General features: G+C 70.9%; 17 protein-coding genes. 3 read left to right on the top strand and 14 right to left on the bottom strand.

All coding sequences use genetic code 11. The features are described from left to right. Positions 1-7 precede the first annotated feature (7 nt). Together AMYNI_RS47460 and AMYNI_RS50560 are read right to left on the bottom strand one after the other, a co-directional pair. Positions 8-871 carry a calcium-binding protein gene (locus AMYNI_RS47460; RefSeq protein ID WP_084628476.1) on the bottom strand — a complete coding sequence of 288 codons (864 nt, stop codon included), beginning with the start codon at positions 869-871 and terminating at the stop codon, positions 8-10. A gap of 38 nt (positions 872-909) precedes the next feature. Beyond that, complete coding sequence (locus AMYNI_RS50560; RefSeq protein ID WP_020671107.1) at positions 910-1,713, bottom strand: calcium-binding protein; 804 nt, start codon at positions 1,711-1,713, stop codon at positions 910-912. Between the two features lie 410 nt (positions 1,714-2,123). Between AMYNI_RS50560 and ilvD the strand changes: the two genes are divergently transcribed. Next, complete coding sequence (ilvD, locus tag AMYNI_RS0126530) at positions 2,124-3,968, top strand: dihydroxy-acid dehydratase (protein WP_020671106.1); 1,845 nt, start codon at positions 2,124-2,126, stop codon at positions 3,966-3,968. 71 nt (positions 3,969-4,039) lie between these two features. On the opposite strand, the gene AMYNI_RS0126525 is transcribed toward ilvD, so the two are convergent. Both AMYNI_RS0126525 and AMYNI_RS0126520 read right to left on the bottom strand, forming a co-directional pair. Continuing rightward, positions 4,040-4,663 carry a DoxX family protein gene (locus AMYNI_RS0126525; protein WP_020671105.1) on the bottom strand — a complete coding sequence of 208 codons (624 nt, stop codon included), beginning with the start codon at positions 4,661-4,663 and terminating at the stop codon, positions 4,040-4,042. A gap of 68 nt (positions 4,664-4,731) precedes the next feature. Continuing rightward, positions 4,732-5,646 carry a 2-hydroxyacid dehydrogenase gene (locus tag AMYNI_RS0126520; RefSeq protein WP_040407347.1) on the bottom strand — a complete coding sequence of 305 codons (915 nt, stop codon included), beginning with the start codon at positions 5,644-5,646 and terminating at the stop codon, positions 4,732-4,734. 85 nt (positions 5,647-5,731) lie between these two features. On the opposite strand from AMYNI_RS0126520, the gene AMYNI_RS0126515 reads away from it, so the two are divergent. Next, the gene (locus AMYNI_RS0126515) at positions 5,732-6,934 is read left to right on the top strand and encodes a PQQ-dependent sugar dehydrogenase (RefSeq protein ID WP_020671103.1); all 1,203 of its coding nucleotides are present in this window, start codon (positions 5,732-5,734) and stop codon (positions 6,932-6,934) included. A 167-nt stretch (positions 6,935-7,101) separates the two neighbouring features. Here AMYNI_RS0126515 and AMYNI_RS0126510 read toward each other — a convergent pair whose 3' ends face one another. The 8 genes from AMYNI_RS0126510 to gatC form a co-directional block, all read right to left on the bottom strand. Further along, entirely contained in the window at positions 7,102-7,821 is a 720-nt protein-coding gene (locus AMYNI_RS0126510; protein WP_020671102.1) for a cupin domain-containing protein, read from the bottom strand. Next, positions 7,821-8,747, bottom strand: a complete 927-nt coding sequence (locus AMYNI_RS0126505; RefSeq protein WP_020671101.1) for a DUF6807 domain-containing protein — start codon at positions 8,745-8,747, stop codon at positions 7,821-7,823. The genes AMYNI_RS0126510 and AMYNI_RS0126505 overlap by 1 nt, the downstream gene beginning before the upstream one ends. Then, positions 8,744-9,877, bottom strand: coding sequence for a Gfo/Idh/MocA family protein (locus tag AMYNI_RS0126500; RefSeq protein WP_020671100.1), 1,134 nt, complete (start codon positions 9,875-9,877; stop codon positions 8,744-8,746). The genes AMYNI_RS0126505 and AMYNI_RS0126500 overlap by 4 nt, the downstream gene beginning before the upstream one ends. Positions 9,878-9,951: 74 nt before the next feature. After that, positions 9,952-10,440 (bottom strand): hypothetical protein, encoded by a 489-nt coding sequence (locus AMYNI_RS0126495; protein ID WP_020671099.1) that lies wholly within the window; start codon positions 10,438-10,440, stop codon positions 9,952-9,954. Then, a complete protein-coding gene (gatB, locus tag AMYNI_RS0126490; protein ID WP_020671098.1) occupies positions 10,441-11,946 on the bottom strand; it encodes an Asp-tRNA(Asn)/Glu-tRNA(Gln) amidotransferase subunit GatB in 1,506 nt (501 codons plus the stop codon). It abuts the gene before it with no gap. A 37-nt stretch (positions 11,947-11,983) separates the two neighbouring features. Beyond that, complete coding sequence (locus tag AMYNI_RS0126485) at positions 11,984-12,184, bottom strand: hypothetical protein (protein WP_020671097.1); 201 nt, start codon at positions 12,182-12,184, stop codon at positions 11,984-11,986. Continuing rightward, complete coding sequence (gatA, locus tag AMYNI_RS0126480; RefSeq protein WP_020671096.1) at positions 12,181-13,701, bottom strand: Asp-tRNA(Asn)/Glu-tRNA(Gln) amidotransferase subunit GatA; 1,521 nt, start codon at positions 13,699-13,701, stop codon at positions 12,181-12,183. Before gatA ends, AMYNI_RS0126485 begins: the two co-directional genes overlap by 4 nt. Then, on the bottom strand, positions 13,698-13,997 hold the full coding sequence (gene gatC / locus AMYNI_RS0126475; RefSeq protein ID WP_020671095.1) for an Asp-tRNA(Asn)/Glu-tRNA(Gln) amidotransferase subunit GatC: 300 nt from the start codon (positions 13,995-13,997) through the stop codon (positions 13,698-13,700). The genes gatA and gatC overlap by 4 nt, the downstream gene beginning before the upstream one ends. A 211-nt stretch (positions 13,998-14,208) precedes the next feature. On the opposite strand from gatC, the gene AMYNI_RS0126470 reads away from it, so the two are divergent. Next, on the top strand, positions 14,209-14,862 hold the full coding sequence (locus tag AMYNI_RS0126470; protein ID WP_020671094.1) for an ACT domain-containing protein: 654 nt from the start codon (positions 14,209-14,211) through the stop codon (positions 14,860-14,862). Positions 14,863-14,925: 63 nt separating this feature from the next. Here the strand turns inward: AMYNI_RS0126470 and AMYNI_RS0126465 are convergent, their stop codons facing one another. Continuing rightward, positions 14,926-15,462 carry a GNAT family N-acetyltransferase gene (locus AMYNI_RS0126465; protein ID WP_020671093.1) on the bottom strand — a complete coding sequence of 179 codons (537 nt, stop codon included), beginning with the start codon at positions 15,460-15,462 and terminating at the stop codon, positions 14,926-14,928. Continuing rightward, a complete protein-coding gene (gene ligA / locus AMYNI_RS0126460; protein ID WP_051116558.1) occupies positions 15,455-17,572 on the bottom strand; it encodes an NAD-dependent DNA ligase LigA in 2,118 nt (705 codons plus the stop codon). The genes AMYNI_RS0126465 and ligA overlap by 8 nt, the downstream gene beginning before the upstream one ends. Positions 17,573-17,619: the final 47 nt, after the last annotated feature.

Genomic DNA, 17,619 nt, shown 5'->3' with positions numbered 1-17,619 from the left:
TCGCGGGCTACGGGCAGGTGTTCAGGAAGTCGCCGCTGTCCGCGGTGCAGGCGTCGAGCCCGACCCCGCCGGTGAGCACGTCGTTGCCGGACACCCCGTCCACGCCTTCGAGCGTGTCGTTGCCGTCGTCGCCGGCGATCGAGTCGGCTCCGGAGCCACCGTTGACCGTGTCCGCACCGATTCCGCCGGCGAGGTCGTCCGTGCCGTCGTTGCCGAGGACGCTGTCCGTGCCGCTGGCGCCGGTGGCGGTGTCGTTGCCCGAACCACCGGTGATGCTGTCGTTGCCGTTGCCGCCGTCGATGGTGTCGTTGCCGTTGCCACCGATCAGCGTGTCGTTGCCGGCGTTGCCGAAGATGGAGTCGTTGCCGTCCAGACCGTCCAGTGTGTCGTTACCGGGGCCGCCGATCAGGGTGTCGTTGCCCGGCCCGGCGAAGGCCGTCCCGGGGCGCCCGTCGCCGACCAGCCGGTCGTTACCGGGTCCGCCTTCCAGCTGGTCCTCCCCGTCACCGCCGGCCAGGGTGCCCCTGAGGTTGACGCTGGGGTGCAGGGTCACCTTGTCGTTCTCGTCACCGGCGTCGACCGCGATGTCCTCGATCGGCAGCGGGCAGGTGGCCGAACCGGCGGTCTCGTTGCGGCACGGCGCGACCGCGGTCACCGTGTCCCCGGTGTCGGTGATCACGAAGGACTGGCCCTGCCGGCGGATCAGGATGTCGTTCTTCTGGCCGGCCGCGGCCGTGACGACCAGCACGTCACGGGACTTCTCCACGACCGTGCCCGCCGCCTCGGCCACGGCGAGCCCGCCGTAGAGCGGCACCTGCGCGAAGGCCAGCACGGCCGCCAGCACGCCCATCCGGGCCCGGATACTGCGCATTTGACTCTCCTTTTGCTCGACCCCCTCGAAATTCTCGCTCAGGGACAATTCGAAATTGTGTCGCCGGAGTCCGCGGCACAGGTATCGGTACCGGCGCCGCCGTCCACCTGATCATTCGATCGGACGCCGTCCACGCCGTCGAGCCGGTCGTTTCCCTGCCCGCCGACATGCATATCCACGCCGCCGCCACCGATTATCCGGTCATTGCCGCTGGCGCCGTCCAGTGAATCATTTCCGACACCGCCGTTGAGTTCGTCGTCCCCGCCGCCGCCGTCCAGCGTGTCGTTGCCGGCACCGCCGAACACCTCGTCGCCGGCGCCGCCACCGTCCACGCTGTCGTTGCCGCCGCCGCCGAAGATCTCGTCGGTGCCGTTGCCGCCGCCGAGCGTGTCGTTGCCGGCACCGCCGTCCAGCGAATCGTTCCCGGCACCGCCGCCGACGCTGTCGTTGCCACCTCCGCCGACCAGTCGGTCGTCGCCGGCGCCGCCTTCCAGCGTGGCGCCGTAGTAGTCGAAGTTCGCGATCACCACGTCGTTCAGGTCGCCGGTGTCCACCAGGAACTCGGTGGTACCCGGCACCGGGCAGCTCACCGTGTCGTCGTCGAGCACCTGGCAGGTGCCGGCCGCGGTGAGGGTGTCGCCGGTGTCGCTGATCCGGAAGGTGCCGCCGACCACGTGCACGGTGATGTTGTTCTCGGCCCCGGCCGCGGCGGTGACGCTCAGCGTGCCGCCGGTCTTCTGCACCACCGTGCCGGCCGGTACGGCGTCCGCGACCGCCACGAACAGCAGCGGGCTCGACAGCACCGCACCGAACGCAAGGGTTTTGTAGATGTATTTACGCATGGGCCCTCCTAGGCCGCGCAGAAATATCCGAAAAACCGACATGATATGGATACCAGTGCGACCGATTCGATTCCAGCCACCGCCCGGCCGTAAAAACAAAGGTGCAGCCGGGCTAGAAAACCCGGCAGACAGATGCCATATTTCGGCGTGGGCCGATTGCCGATAGCGGACAATCGGCAATCGGGAGATTTTCTCACCGAAACGGCGACCGCGCGGCGAGAAAGCAACCCGGAAAAGCGCGAGCGAAGGCCGATCACCACCGGCGGCCCGGCCGCTCGCACCTCCTGGTCACAGCGAGGGGTAGCCTGCGAGGAGACCGCCGTGCGTGCCCCCACCAGGTCGCACCACTGGCCCGCCGGTCACCCCCGCCGGCGCAGCAGACAGTTTTTTTCAAGCACCTTGGAGGAGTCGTGCCCGCACTGCGCTCCCGCACCACCACCCACGGCCGCAACGCCGCCGGTGCCCGCTCCCTGTGGCGCGCCACCGGGATGACCGACAGCGACTTCGGCAAGCCGATCGTGGCGATCGCCAACTCCTACACCCAGTTCGTGCCGGGGCACGTGCACCTCAAGGACCTCGGCGAGATCGTCGCCGATGCGGTCGCCGAGGCCGGTGGCGTCGCCCGCGAGTTCCACACCATCGCGGTGGACGACGGGATCGCCATGGGGCACAGCGGGATGCTCTACTCGCTGCCATCGCGGGAGATCATCGCCGATTCGGTGGAGTACATGGTCAACGCGCACCAGGCGGACGCGCTGGTGTGCATCTCGAACTGCGACAAGATCACTCCCGGCATGCTGAACGCCGCGATGCGGCTGAACATCCCGACCGTGTTCGTCTCCGGCGGGCCGATGGAGGCCGGCAAGGCGGTGGTCGTGGAGGGGGTCGCGCAGGCGCCGACCGACCTGATCACCGCGATCTCGGCCTCGGCGAACCAGGCCGTCGACGAGGACGGGCTGTCCATTGTGGAGCGCTCTGCCTGCCCGACCTGCGGGTCCTGCTCCGGGATGTTCACCGCGAACTCGATGAACTGCCTCACCGAGGCGCTCGGGCTCTCGCTGCCTGGCAACGGGTCCACCCTGGCCACGCACGCCGCGCGCCGCGACCTGTTCACCGGCGCCGGGCGCACCGTGGTCGAGCTGTGCCAGCGCTGGTACGGCGCGGACGACGAAAGCGCGCTGCCCCGGTCGATCGCGAACAAGGAGGCCTTCGAGAACGCGATGGCGCTGGACATGGCGATGGGCGGCTCGACGAACACCGTGCTGCACATCCTGGCCGCCGCGCAGGAGGGTGAGATCGAGTTCACCATCGACGACATCGACGCGATCGGCCGCCGGGTCCCGTGCCTGTCCAAAGTGGCGCCCAACTCGGACTACCACATGGAGGACGTGCACCGGGCCGGCGGCATTCCGGCCATCCTCGGCGAGCTGTACCGGGGCGGCCTGCTCAACACCGGCGTGCACTCGGTGCACTCGCCGGATCTGGACTCGTGGCTGTCCGCCTGGGACATCCGCGCTGACTCGCCGAGCACGCAGGCGGTGGAGCTGTTCCACGCCGCGCCCGGCGGAGTGCGCACCACCAAGGCGTTCTCCACCACCAACCGCTGGTCCTCATTGGACACCGACGCGGCCGGCGGCTGCGTCCGCGACATCGAGCACGCGTACACGGTGGACGGCGGGCTGGCCATCCTGCGCGGCAACCTCGCCGAGGACGGCGCGGTGATCAAGTCCGCCGGGATCGACGAGTCGCTGTGGCACTTCCAGGGCCCGGCCAGGGTGCTGGAAAGCCAGGAGGACGCCGTCTCCGCGATCCTCGGCAAGAAGATCCAGCCCGGTGAGGTGCTGGTGGTCCGCTACGAGGGGCCGGCCGGCGGGCCGGGCATGCAGGAGATGCTGCACCCGACCGCCTTCCTCAAGGGCTCCGGGCTCGGCAAGAAGTGCGCGCTGATCACCGATGGCCGGTTCTCCGGCGGGTCGTCCGGGATCTCGGTCGGGCACATCTCGCCGGAGGCCGCCGCGGGCGGCACCATCGGACTGGTGCGCGACGGCGACCAGATCCTGCTCGACGTGCGCGAGCGACGGCTGGACCTGCTCGTGGACGCCGACGTGCTGGCCGAGCGCCGGGCGAAGATGGAGGCCAGCGAGCGGCCGTGGCAGCCCGCCGAACGCCAGCGCCCGGTCACCTCCGCGCTGCGCGCCTACGCCCGCATGGCCACCTCCGCCGACAAGGGCGCCGTCCGCGACGTCGGCAAGTAACCCCTTCCCAATGCAGCGAAGGCCACCTTGCCTGCGTTGAACGCAGGCAAGGTGGCCTTCGCTGCGTGCGCCTAGCGGAACAGGACGAGGACGAGGACGGCGGCAGCGGCGGCTAGGAGGAAGCCGAAGATGCCGAAGCCGAGCGGTTTGCGCCGCCACGGGGTGTTCACGTCCAGGGCCAGCCTGCCGGATCCGGTGAACAGCAGGACCAGCGCCACCGTGCCGAGCAGCAGCTCGTACTCGAAGCCGACGCCGGCACCGTTGAAGAAGCCGGTGTGCGCCTTGACGTACACGATGCTCGAGGTGAGCCCGAGGATGCCGGCCGCGCCGAGCGGGGTGAACAGGCCCAGCACCAGCAGCCCGCCGCCACCGATCTCGGTGAGCCCGGTGACCCAGGACAGCAGGGTGGTCTGGCTGGTGAACCCGTAGCCCTCGAGCACCTTGGCGAAACCGTCGATGCCGGGGCCGTTGAACAGGCCGAAGATCTTCTGCAGGCCGTGCGCGCCCATCGTGCCGCCCAGCACCACCCGCAGCACCAGCAGGCCGAAGTCGAGACCGCCGTGCCAGCGGGTCGGGGTGTCGGCCCGCTCGTCCGGCTCGGCACCGAGATCGGGGATCACGGTGGTCTGCGCGGTGGACGAGGCGGTGTCGTCGAACATGCCGCGGTTCTTGGACTCTTCGTCGTGAATGCTCACGCGCGCAGGGTAGGGGATCACACTGCCGCCCGCAGCGCGAAACGGCGCTCGACACCCGTCGGGGTTGGTCAGTACTCGCCGTGCACCAGGTTGTTCGGCAGTTCGCCGCTGGCGTAGACGGCGATCTCCTCGGCGGCGACGGCATAGGAGCGGCGTAATCCGCCACGGGCCGCGCCGGCCACGTGCGGGGTGACGATCAGGCCCGGCGCCGTCCACAGCGGGTGGTCGGCGGGCAGCGGCTCCGGGTCGGTGGCGTCCACCGCCGCCCGCAGCCGGCCCGAGCTCAGTTCGGCGAGCAGCGCGTCGGTGTCCACCACCCGGCCGCGGGCCGCGTTCACCAGCACCGCCCCGTCCGGCATCGCGGCCAGGAACTTCGCGTCCACCATGCCCGTGGTCCGGGAGGTCAGCGGCACCATCAGCGCGACCGCGTCGTGCCCGCCGATCAGCTCCGGCAGTTCCTGCACCCCGTGCACGCCCTCGCGGGCGTTCAGCCCGACCATCGTGGCGCGGGCGTCGAAAGCCTCAAGCCGCCGCCGAAGCTGCCTCCCGGTATCACCCGCACCGACCACCAGCACCCGTTTGTCCTGCAGGGTGTCGGTGGCGTGCCGGTCCCAGAGCCGTGCCTCCTGTGCGGCCGCGAACGAGCCGAGCTCCCGGTACACCGTGAGCAGCATCGCCACCACCCACTCCGCGGTGCTGCCGCCGTGCGCGCCACGGCAGGTGCAGAGCAGCACCCCGTCCGGAACGACGTCCACCCAGTCGTCCGCACCGGCCGAAAGCAGCTGGATGAGCTTGAGTTTCGGCATCGCGGCGAAGAATTCCGCGTCCGCGTCGGCCGGGTTGAACCCGGGGATCAGCACGTCGGCTTCCGCCGCCTCCGGGGGCAGCGGGTCGCTCCAGCGATAGCGCACCGCACGCACGCCGGCGAGCTCGCCGAGCGCGGCCACGCCGTCGTCATCCGGGACCAGCACGGTAACCGTCATGATCACCACCGTAATCGTCGCCGCCACTCACCGTGGCTCACTGCCACTCACTGGACGTTCACGCCCGTGCACCTAAGCTGGAATCGTGCGTACCAGGTGTCACAGGACCTCGCGCCGGCCGCTGGCCCTGCTGGCGGCCGGTGCGCTGTTGCTGACCTCCTGCGCTTCGTTCGAGGACAGGGGCACCGGCCAGACCTTCGCCCCGGCGCCCCAGCTGACCCCGCAGGCCGGGCCGGAGCCCCGGCTGCCCGGTGAGGACGGCGGCGTTGCCGACCGCCCGCCGTCCAGCCGCGCGCCGCAGACATCCATTCCTCCTCCGCAGGGCTGCACCGACTTCGACCGGGCCGTGATCGAGACCTGCCTGGACACGGTCTCCAGCGTGGCCGCGCTGCCCGGTTCCGCCAGCGAGCCCAGCGCACTGGCCGGGGAACGCCGGAGCGGGCGGCTGCTGCGCGTCGCACCGGATAGCGACCCTACCGAGCTTGCCAAGATCGAGGTGGACGCGAGCGGGGACGGCGGGCTGACCGCGATCGCGCTCTCTCCCAGCTACGCCGAGGACCAGCTTGTCTTCGCCTACATCACCACCGCGACCGACAACCGGGTGGTCCGGATCGCGCCGGGCGAGCCGCCGAAGCCGGTGCTGACCGGGATTCCCAAGGGCGCCTCCGGCAACCACGGCGCGCTGCTGGGTGACGGCAAGGGCGCGCTGCTGGTGGCCACCGGCGACGCCGGCGACCCGGCCAACGCGGCCAGGGCCGACTCGCTGGCCGGCAAGGTGCTGCGCATCGACACCGCCGGTAAACCGGCCGCGGACAACCCGGTCGCAAGTTCCCCGGTGCTCGCCTCCGGGCTGCACACCCCCGGCGGGCTGTGCAAATCGTCGGACGGTTCCCGGCTCTGGGTGACCGACCGCACCCCGGACAAGGACCTGCTCTTCCGCATCCAGCCCGGCACCTCACTGGCCTTGCCGACCTGGACCTGGCCGGACAAACCCGGTCTCGCCGGCTGCGCGGACGGGGAGAGCCAGCTGGTCATCAACGCCGCCACGGCGGGGAACATGCAGAGCCTGCCGATCACCCCGGACGGCTCGGTCGGCGGCAAGCCGAGCGTCTCGATGGACGGCAAGAACGGCCCCAGCTACGGCAGGCTCGCCGGGCTGGACCCGATCGACGACAAGCTGGCCTTCGCCGGCACCGTGAACAAGGACGGCGGCCAGCCGGTGTCCAGCGACGACCGGGTGGTCGTGGTGCAGCGCCAGCCCTCGCCCGGCGGTGGCGGCAAGGACTGATGGACGGCTGAACACCGCTGTGACCTGCGAGACCCGCACCGTGGAACTCGCCATGGCCGAAGGCCCCGCTAGCGCGGCGGCAGGGCGTCCGGCACGACGACGTGCGGGTTCTCGACAAGGAGCGCCCTGTCGACGCGATCGCGGTGCGAGTTCTCAGACGGGCACAGCTAGCCGCCGTCGATCTCGTATTCGTCGCGACGGCCGCACATGCCGAAACCGCCTCGTCGCGACGGGGTGGCCACCCGCACCCCGGCTTCGGCCAGATGCGAGAAGTCACCGGCGGCGAGCGCGGTGAGCTGCGCGCCGGTGCGTTCGGCCGCGGCCAGCGCGCCGGCCCGCCACTTCGGCACCCACTCGGCGAGCTTCGGCGCGACCAGCGCCGCCGCCGCGCGGTGGAACTCGCGCAGCGGTGCGAAGTCACCGGACACCAGCGCCGCGCGCAGCTCCAGGAAACCTTGTACGGCAAGGTCTCTGCGCCGCCGCGCGGCGGCTTCCGCGGCCGGGCCCTGTTTAGCGGGCAGCGCGGCCGCCTCGGCGTAGGCCGCCGGGTCGGCGAGCACCTCCGGCGGGAAGGTGAACACCGCGTCGCCGGCCTCGGGCAGGCCGCTGTTCTGCATCAGCACGGTGATCGCCAGGTCCTCGCGCCGCACCATCCGGTGCACGGTGCCCGGCGAGAACCAGGCGATCACCCCGGCCTCCAGCTCGGTCTGGTCGTAGCCGTCCGCGCTGAGCGTCTGCACCGCGCCGCGGCCACCGGTGACCACGTACGCCTCGGTGCAGGCCAGGTGCAGATGCGGGCTGCCGCCGCACACGCCGTCCTCGGCCAGCCATTCGTAGGCCCGCACGTGCGACAGCCCGATGGCTCCTGGCAACGGGAACTCGTCCATCACGCCTCCTGGAAGGGGTGGGTCTCGAGGTACCGCGAGATCCGGTCGCGGTCCCAAGCCCCGTCCGCGATCACCACCCGGTACCGGTAGCCGAAGCTCTCTCCGGGCGCCAGCTCGAACTCCTCGAAGAAGGCCCAGGAAAAGGCCACCATCGGGGTGCCGTGGGAGCGCACGAACCAGTGCGACTCGTGGATCGACCGCTCGTTCTCCGGCGCGTGCGCGAAGATCAGGGTGGAATGCGCGTCGATCTCGTCATGCTCGCCGACGAAGGCCAGCCACGGCGACTGCCCGCCCATCATCTCCTCGCCACCACGGCCGTCCGGGGCGAGCACCTCGCCACCGCCGAAGTCACGCGGGCCGCGCCAGCACAGCCCGGTGTAACCGGCCAGTTCCCGGCCCGCCGCGGCCGGGCTGCCGAACTCCAGCGGCACGTCCCGCGTGTTGGTCAGCTCGATCGACCAGTCCAGCGCCCAAGCGCCCTCGTCCGGTTCGACCGAATGCACCACCAGGTCACGAAGTTCGTCCGCCCACGGCTCTCCGTCGTTGGCGAGCCAGGTGAGCCGTTCGCCGAGGCCGAGGGAGTGGGGCGTCACGTCGAACTGCTCGAAGCAGTCGTGCCGCATCGAGCCGATCAGCCAGGGCAGGTCCTGGTACCAGTTGCCCGGCACATAGCTGTGCCCGCCCCAGAAGTTCTGTCCGGACAGGTGGCTGGCGGCCAGCTGCAGCCCCTTGTGCCAGCGGTGGTCGTGCGGCCGGTACCCGCTCACCCGGCGGCCGGCCAGCGTGCGCAGCGGGTGCGCGTAGGGCTTCCGGGACTCGTAGGCGACCGGGTCCGGTGCGTACACATAGGACATCAGCTCGGTGCCGGCCGCGGCGACGCCGACCCGCTCGCCGTGCCGGTGGGTGACGGTGATCCGCTCGCTCACCTTGCCCCCTCGCCGGCGACGGTGATCCGGTCCGCCATGCCGCCGTGCATCGCTTCGTGGAAGGGATCCCCCGGCCCGATCTCCCCGGCGGTCACCGGCAGCCCGGTGAACGCCGCCTTGTACAGGGCCGCGATCAGTTCGAGCACCCGCCGTCCGTCCGCGCCGCCGCAGGCCGGCCGGGTGCCCGCGCGGATCGCCGCCAGCAGCCCGGTCAGCTGCGCGGTGTGCGAGCTGGCCACGTCCTCCGCCGGGCCGCGCCAGTGCCGCACGCGCTCAGCGGCCACCCCCGGCGCGGGCGTGTACACCCAGTTCTCGTTGCGGTGGCCGTAAAGGTGGGTCAGCTCGACCGTGGCGTGCGCGCAGTCCAGCCGGATCCGGCTCACCTCGTCCGGCGACAGCACGCTGTTCACCGCGGTCGCCAGCGCGCCGGAGCGGAACCGGATCAGCGCGGTGGAGACGTCCTCGGTGCGCACGTCGTGCACCAGCCTGCCGGCCATCGCCCTGACCTCGGCCCAGTCGCCGAGCAGGTGCAGCAGCAGGTCCAGCTGGTGGATGCCGTGGCCCATCGCGGGCCCGCCGCCCTCGGTCTCCCAGCTGCCCCGCCACGGCACGGCGTAGTAGGCCGCGTCGCGGAACCAGGTGGTCTGGCAGTGCGCCACCAGCGGGCGGCCGAGCTCGCCGCTCGCCAGCAGCTTCGCCAGCTGCGCCACGCCCGAGCCGGACCGCTGCTGGAACACGAACGCGGCATACGGGCCGCCGTCGCGCTCGGCCGCGGTGATGGTGTCGTACTCGGCGAGGGAACGGCACGGCGGCTTCTCGCACCAGGCCCAGGCGCCACCGGCCAGCACCGCCAGCACCTGCTCGACGTGCAGCGACGGCGGGGTGCAGATGGAGACCAGATCGGGCCGCTGCTCACCGAGCATCTCCGCGACGGCGTGGTAGCCAGGGATGCCGCCGGCTTCGGCGCGGAACTCGGCCAGCCTGGCCCGGTCCACGTCCACCGCGGCGACCAGCTCGACCTGATCGGCGTGCGCGCGGTAGGCGGTCAGATGGTGGCCGGCGATGCCGCCCGTGCCGACCAGCGCCACGCGAAGGCGCTTTCCGTTCGCCGCGCTGGGAAAGTCCGGCATTTCCGGCTCCTGGGCTCGCGTGGAAAGCGCTTTCTTATTGCACGGTAGAGATCACGCTTCGAAACTGTCAAGCCTCAGCGGCGGGACTCACGGCGGGCGGCGCGGGCGTCCAGCACCGAGACGGCCACCGAGACCACCGCGCCGAGCAGCCCGAGATACCGACCGACCCCGGCGTACACCTCGATGCCAACCTGCTCGAACAGCCCCCGCTGCTCGCTGCCGTACTGCCCGTCGATGATCAGCCAGCCGAGCACGCTCAGCAGCAGCGCCACCCCGGCGATCACCAGCCACAGCTGCGGCAGGCCGCTCTTGCGCGCACCGGGCACCCGGGCTAAGCCGATCACCGCGAAGCCGGCCAGCAGCAGCAGGATCGGCGGGCACCAGGCCAGGAAGCCGGAGTTCCAGCCGTCCCGCAGCACATCGCTCTCGGGGACCTCGCGCAGTGCGTCTTCGATCTCCGGGTTACCGGCGGACAGTCCGGTCCAGGTCAGGAACAACGAGCCCAGCGCGAGCAGCCCGGCCGCCAGGCCGAGCCACTCCCGCCAGGTAATCCTCGAAAACACCTAGCCGCCGACTCGTTCCACGATCAGCTCACGCACCCGCTTGGCGTCGGCCTGGCCCTTGGTCGCCTTCATCACTGCACCGACGATGGCGCCCGCGGCCTGCACCTTGCCACCGCGGATCTTGTCCGCGACGTCCGGCTGCGCGGCCAGCGCCTCGTCCACCGCGGCGATCAGCGCGGAGTCGTCGGAGACGACCTTCAGCCCGCGCTTGTCCACCACCTCGTCCGGCTCGCCCTCGCCGGCCAGCACCCCGCGCACGACCTCGCGGCCGAGCTTGTTGGTCAGCTCACCGGCGTTGATCAGCGTGATCACCCTGGCCACCTGCGCCGGGGTGATGGCCAGCTCGGCCAGCTCGACCTCGCGGGCGTTCGCCTCCTGCGCCAGGAAGTTCACCCACCAGCCACGCGCCTCGGCCGGCTTCGCGCCGGCGTCCACAGTGGACGTGACGAGGTCCACCGCGCCCGCGTTGAACAGGTCGCGCAGCTCCTCGGCGGTGAGCTGCCACTCTTCCTGGATCCGCTTGCGCCGCTGCGCGGGCATCTCCGGCAGGGTGGCCCGCAGCGTTTCGACCCACTCCGCGGACGGCGCCATCGGCACCAGGTCGGGCTCCGGGAAGTACCGGTAGTCCTCGGCGGTCTCCTTGGTGCGCCCCGGCGACGTGGTGCCGTCGGACTCCTGGAAGTGCCTGGTCTCCTGGGTGACCCGACCGCCACCGGCCAGCACCGCAGCCTGCCTGGTCATCTCGTAGCGGACCGCGCGCTCGACGCTGCGCAGCGAGTTGACGTTCTTCGTCTCGGTGCGGGTGCCCAGTTCCTCGGTGCCCTTCGGCATCAGCGAGACGTTCGCGTCGCAGCGCAGCGAGCCCTGGTCCATCCGCACATCGGAGACGTCCAGCGCGCGCAGCAGGTCGCGCAGCGCGCTGACGTAGGCCCTGGCGACCTCCGGGGCCCGCCCGCCGTGCCCCGGGATGATCTTGGTGACGATCTCGATCAGCGGCACGCCGGCCCGGTTGTAGTCCAGCAGCGAGTAGTCGGCGCCGTGAATCCGGCCGGTCGCGCCACCCATGTGCAGCGACTTGCCGGTGTCCTCCTCCATGTGCGCGCGCTCGATCTCCACCCGGACGATCTCACCGTCGTCCAGGGTCACGTCGAGGTAGCCGTTGAAGGCGATCGGCTCGTCGTACTGCGAGGTCTGGAAGTTCTTCGGCTGGTCCGGGTAGAAGTAGTTCTTCCTGGCGAACCGGCACCAGGACGCGATCTCGCAGTTCAGCGCCAGGCCGATCCGGATCGCGGACTCCACGCCCTTGCCGTTGACCACCGGCAGCGAACCCGGCAGGCCGAGACAGGTCGGGCAGACCTGGGTGTTCGGCTCCCCGCCGAAGGTGTTCGGGCAGCCGCAGAACATCTTGGTGTTCGTGTTCAGCTCGACGTGCACCTCGAGCCCGAGCACCGGGTCGTAGCGCTCAATGACCTCGGCGTAGTCCATCAGCTCGGCGACAGTGGTCATTTGCCCGCCTCCGCGGTAGTGAGTACGTCGGCGGTGGTCATTTCCCCGCGTCCTTCTTCAAGCGCCGAGCCGCGATCAGCACCCCGGTCAGCGCGGCGATCGCGCTCGCCGCCGCGTTGAGCAGCAGCAGCTTGTCGTTCTTGTCCTTCGCCGCGCGCACCGCGCCGGCCGCGCCGACGGCACTGGTCACCGAGGTCGCCACGCCGATCAACCCTCGTGCCTGCTTCACCTTGCTCAAGACGCGCCTCCGTTCTGCTCAGGTACCTCGTACACCAGCGACCCGCCGGCCGCGTCGTCGCGGGCCAGCTCGTACGCCGCACCCACCCGGTAGAGCCGGTCGTCGGCCAGCGCCGGCGCCATGATCTGCAGGCCGACCGGCAGACCGTCCTCATCGGACAGTCCACTGGGGACGCTCATGGCCGCGTTGCCGGCCAGGTTGGACGGGATGGTGCACAGGTCCGCGAGGTACATCGCCATCGGGTCGTCCACCCGCTCACCGATCTTGAAGGCGGTGGTCGGCGTGGTCGGCGAGACCAGCACGTCCACCTTCTCGAACGCGTTGTCGAAGTCGCGCGTGATCAGCGTGCGCACCTTCTGCGCCGAGCCGTAGTAGGCGTCGTAGTACCCGGAAGAAAGCGCGTACGTGCCGAGCATGACGCGGCGCTTCACCTCGGCACCGAAGCCCTTCTCCCTGGTCAGCGCCATCACCTCTTCCGCGCTGTGCTCGCCGTCGTCGGCGACCCGCAGCCCGTACCGCATCGCGTCGAAGCGGGCCAGGTTCGAGGAGCACTCGCTCGGCGCGATCAGGTAGTAGGCCGGCAGCGCGTAGGTGAAGTTCGGGCAGGACACCTCGACCACCTCGGCGCCGAGCGCGCGCAGCTGCTCGACCGCGGCCTCGAAGGACCGCTGCACCCCGGCCTGATAACCGTCACCGGAAAACTCCTTGACCACGCCGACGCGGACGCCGGTCAGGTCGCCGCGGGCGCCTTCGCGGGCGGCGGCGACCACCTGCGGCACCGGGGCGTCGATCGAGGTGGAGTCCAGCGGGTCGTGCCCGGCGATCACCTCGTGCAGCAGCGCCGCGTCGAGCACCGTGCGGGCGCATGGCCCGGCCTGGTCCAGCGACGAGGAGAAGGCGACCAGGCCGTACCGGGACACACCGCCGTAGGTCGGCTTCACGCCGACGGTGCCGGTGACCGAGCCCGGCTGGCGGATCGAGCCGCCGGTGTCGGTGCCGATGGCCAGCGCCGACTCGAAGGCGGCGATCGAAGCGGACGAACCGCCGCCGGAGCCGCCCGGGATCCTGGCGTGGTCCCAGGGGTTGTGCGTCGGGCCGTAGGCGGAGTTCTCGGTGGAGGAGCCCATCGCGAACTCGTCCATATTGGTCTTGCCGAGGATGACCACGCCGGCCTCGCGCAGCCTGCGGGTGACCGTCGCGTCGTACGGCGGGAGCCAGCCCTCCAGGGTGCGGGAACCGCAGGTGGTCGGGATGCCCTTGGTGGCAAGCACGTCCTTGAGCGCCAGCGGCACCCCGGCCAGCGGGGAGGCGGGCGGCTTGCCCTCGGCGACGTCGGCGTCCACCGCTCGGGCCGCAGCGAGCGCGCCCTCGGTGTCCACGTGCAGGAAGGCGTGCACGAACTCGTCGACCTGGCCGATCCGGTCCAGGTGCGCCTGGGTGACCTCGGCCGCGGAAACCTCGCGGGACTGGATCTTCGCGGCCAGTTCGGCGGCGGTCTGCTTGATCAGCTCGGTCATGCTTCCTCCCCCAGGATGCGCGGCACCCGGAACCTGCCCTCTTCGGCGGCCGGCGCGCCGGCCAGCGCCTGCTGCTGGGTCAGCCCGGGGCGGACCACGTCCTCGCGGAACACGTTGGTCAACGGCACGGCGTGCGAAGTGGGCGGAATGTCCGCCGCGGCGACCTCGCCGACCTTGGCCACCGCGTCCAGGATCTGGTCGAGCTGGCCGGCGAAGGTGTCCAGCTCATCTTCGGTGACGGCCAGCCTGGCCAGTTTGGCGAGGTGCGCGACCTCGTCGCGGGAAATGTTGGGCACGCGGGTTACTCCCGGGGTGTGCTGGTGGGACGGGCTTGTTGAGCTGCAAGTCTATGGTGGTCGGCGTGGCGGTCTCGACTGGGTTACGGGTGCGGCCGGGATCTCGCTACGCGGACGGCCGGTCCCGTTGGATGGCTGGGTCTGCCACAATCGTCGGCCGGCACATCCGCTCCGCCACGAGGTGGGGTCCGCAAGACGAGAGGGGTTCGCGTTGTCCTTCCTGATCCGGGTTCAACTCCCGGACAGCCCGGGGACGCTCGGTGCGGTGGCCACCGCGCTCGGCACCGTCGGCGCGGACATCCTCAGCGTCGACGTGGTCGAACGCGGCGGCGGCGTGGCCATCGACGACCTGGTGGTCGAACTCCCCTCCGGACGGCTGCCGGACGCGCTGATCACCGCGGCGGAGAGTGTCGAAGGCGTCGAGGTGGACGCCGTGCGGCCTTACGCCGGTGTGCTGGACACCCATCGTGAGCTGGAACTGGTCGAGGAGATCGCCGCGCAGCCCAAATGCGGCCTCGACATCCTGGCCGAGGGAGTGCCGAGGATCATCCGCGCCGGCTGGTCGCTGGTGGTCAAGTACACCGACGACGGGGTGCGCACCCTGGCGTCCTCCAGCGCGGCCCCGGAGGCGCCGATCACGAACCTGCCCTGGCTGCCGCTGGAGCGCGCGACCGTGCTGGACTCCGAGGACTCCTGGATCCCGGAGACCTGGCAGGAGCTCGGCACCGAACTCGCCGCCACCCCGCTGGGCAAACCGGACAAAGCACTGCTGGTGGCCAGGCCGGGCGGCCCGATGTTCCGCGCCGCCGAAGTGGCCAGGCTCGCCCACTTCGCCGGCATCGTCTCCGTCGTCCTCGACAGCTGACGCCACCGGCAAACTCGCCGCCCCAACCGGCCAACTCGGCGCCGCCACGGGCAAACACGGTGGTCAGCCGTGTTGGCCATCGGGGGCGGCGAGTTGGCTCGTGGCGACGGGGAGCTGGTAGGCGAGGAGGTGGACGCCGGGGGCGGGGTGCCAGTCTCGTTCGGGCAGGCGGGTGAAGCCGAGGCGCTGGTAGAGGCGGTGGGCGGTGTGCATCACGTCCAGGCTGGACAGCACCACGCGGGAGCAGCCGAGTTCGACAGCGCGGGCGACGACGGCGCGCGTCAGGATCTCGCCGACCCCGCGGCCGCGGGCCGCCGGTGCGACGCCGAGCATCCGGAACTCCAGCTCGCCTTCCCGGCAGATCTCGGCGAACTCGCTGCCGGGACGGACCACGGTGACCGAGCCCAGCACGGTGCCGTCCCGGTCCACCGCGGCCAGCAGCTCCGCGTGCTCGGCCCGCAGCCCGGCGTCGCGCAGCTTGTCCGCGTAGTTCGCCTCGGCGCCCTTGACGAAGCCGTCGTGCTGGTACGCGGCCACGGTGAGCGCGCCGATCTCGGCCAGCTCTCCCGGCTCGGCGGGACGGACCACGACGTCACTCATCCGACTCCTCCGAGTCTGCTGTCTCCTCTGACTCCTCCTGGCCGGTGGCCAGCGCGACCTCGGCGGCGGCATCCGGGCCGCGCGCCAGCAGCACCTGGAAACCACCGTCGTCCAGCACCGGCACCTTCAGCTGCACGGCCTTGTCGTACTTCGACCCCGGCGCGTCCCCGACCACCACGAACGCGGTCTTCTTGGACACCGAGCCGGCCGCCTTGCCACCGCGCGCCATGATGGCCTCCTTGGCCTCGTCGCGGGAGAAGGAGTCCAGGGAGCCGGTCACCACGATGGACAGACCCTCCAGGTTGCGCGGGATGGACTCGTCGCGCTCCTCCTCCATCCGCACCCCGGCCCGGCGCCACTTCTCGACCACCTCGCGGTGCCAGTCCACCGCGAACCACTCCTGCACCGCGTGCGCGATGGTCGGGCCGACCCCGTCCACGTCGGCCAGTTCCTCCTCGCCGGCGGCCTCGATCCGTTCCAGCGAGCCGAACTCCCTGGCCAGCGCCTGCGCCGCGGTGGGGCCGACATGCCGGATGGACAGCCCCACGATGACCTTCCACAGTGGACGGTCCTTGGCCGTCTCCAGGTTGGCCACCAGCTTGTGCGCGTTCGCGGAGAGCTCGCCCGCCTTGGTGCGGAACAACTCCACCTGCCCGAGCCGCTCCTCGTCCAGGTCGAAGATGTCGCCCTCGTCGCGCACCACCCCGGACTCCAGCAGCGCGCCGGCGGCCTCGTAGCCGAGCACCTCGATGTCGAAGGCGCCCCGGCCGGCCAGGTGGAACAGCCGCTCCCGCAGCTGCGCCGGGCAGGACCGGGCGTTCGGGCAACGGATGTCGATGTCACCCTCCTTCTGGTACGCCAGCAGGGTGTCGCATTCCGGGCAGCGGGTCGGCATCAGGAACTCGCGCTCCTCGCCGGTGCGCACGTCCACCACCGGGCCGAGCACCTCCGGGATCACGTCCCCGGCCTTGCGGATCACCACCCGGTCGCCGATCAGCACGCCCTTGCGCTTGACCTCTTCGCCGTTGTGCAGGGTGGCCATCGCGACCGTGGACCCGGCCACCTTCACCGGCTCCATCACCGCGAACGGGGTGACCCTGCCGGTCCGGCCCACGTTGACCTGGATGTCCAGCAGCTTGGTGAAGGCCTCCTCCGGCGGGTACTTGTACGCGATCGCCCACCGGGGTGCCCGCGAGGTGCTGCCCAGCCTGCGCTGCAGCGAAACCTGGTCGACCTTGACCACCACGCCGTCGATCTCGTGCTCGGCGTCGTGCCGGTGCTCGCCCCAGTACTCGATGTGCTCCCGCAACTGGTCCGCGGCGAGGATCTTGGTGTGCTGGGAGACCGGCAGGCCCCACGCGGCCAGCGCCTCGTAGGCCTCGGACTGCTTCGCGGGCTCGAAGCCCTCGCGCTTGCCGAAGCCGTGGCAGATCAGCCGCAGCCGCCTGCTCTTGGTGATCTTGGGGTCCTTCTGCCGCAGCGAGCCGGCCGCGGTGTTGCGCGGGTTCGCATACGGCGGCTTGCCGGCCTCCACCATCGCGGCGTTGAGCTCCAGGAAGTCCTCCACCCGGAAGAACACCTCGCCGCGCACCTCGACCAGATCCGGCACTCCGAACTCGGCGGTGCCGTGCAAGGTCTCCGGCACCTCCTCCAGGGTGCGGACGTTGAGCGTGACGTCCTCCCCGGTGCGCCCGTCACCACGGGTGAGCGCCCTGGTGAGCTTGCCCTTCTCGTAGAGCAGGTTGACCGCGAGCCCGTCGATCTTCAGCTCGCACAGGTACGAGCCGGCGCCGGTCTCCTTCTCCACCCGCTCCACCCAGGCGGTCAGCTCCTCCAGGTCGAACACGTTGTCCAGGCTGAACATCCGCTCGAGGTGGTCGTGCGCGACGAACTCGGTGGAGAAGGTGCCGCCCACGTTCTGGGTCGGCGAGTCCGGCGTCCGCAGCCCCGGGTGCTCCTCCTCCAGCCGCTCCAGCTCCTGCAGCAGGGCGTCGAACTCACCGTCCGCGATGGTCGGCGAGTCCAGCACGTAGTAGCGGAACTGGTGCCCGCGGACCTCCTCGGCGAGCGCCAGATGCCGCTCGCGGGCGGGCGCCGGTACGTCCGCCATGTCCTGCGCGGCGCCGGGAGAGACCTGGTCTTCGGGAAGCTCTTCGC

It is taken from the genome of Amycolatopsis nigrescens CSC17Ta-90, assembly GCF_000384315.1.
GTDB lineage: Bacteria > Actinomycetota > Actinomycetes > Mycobacteriales > Pseudonocardiaceae > Amycolatopsis > Amycolatopsis nigrescens.
This window is presented reverse-complemented; position numbering and strand designations above follow the sequence as displayed.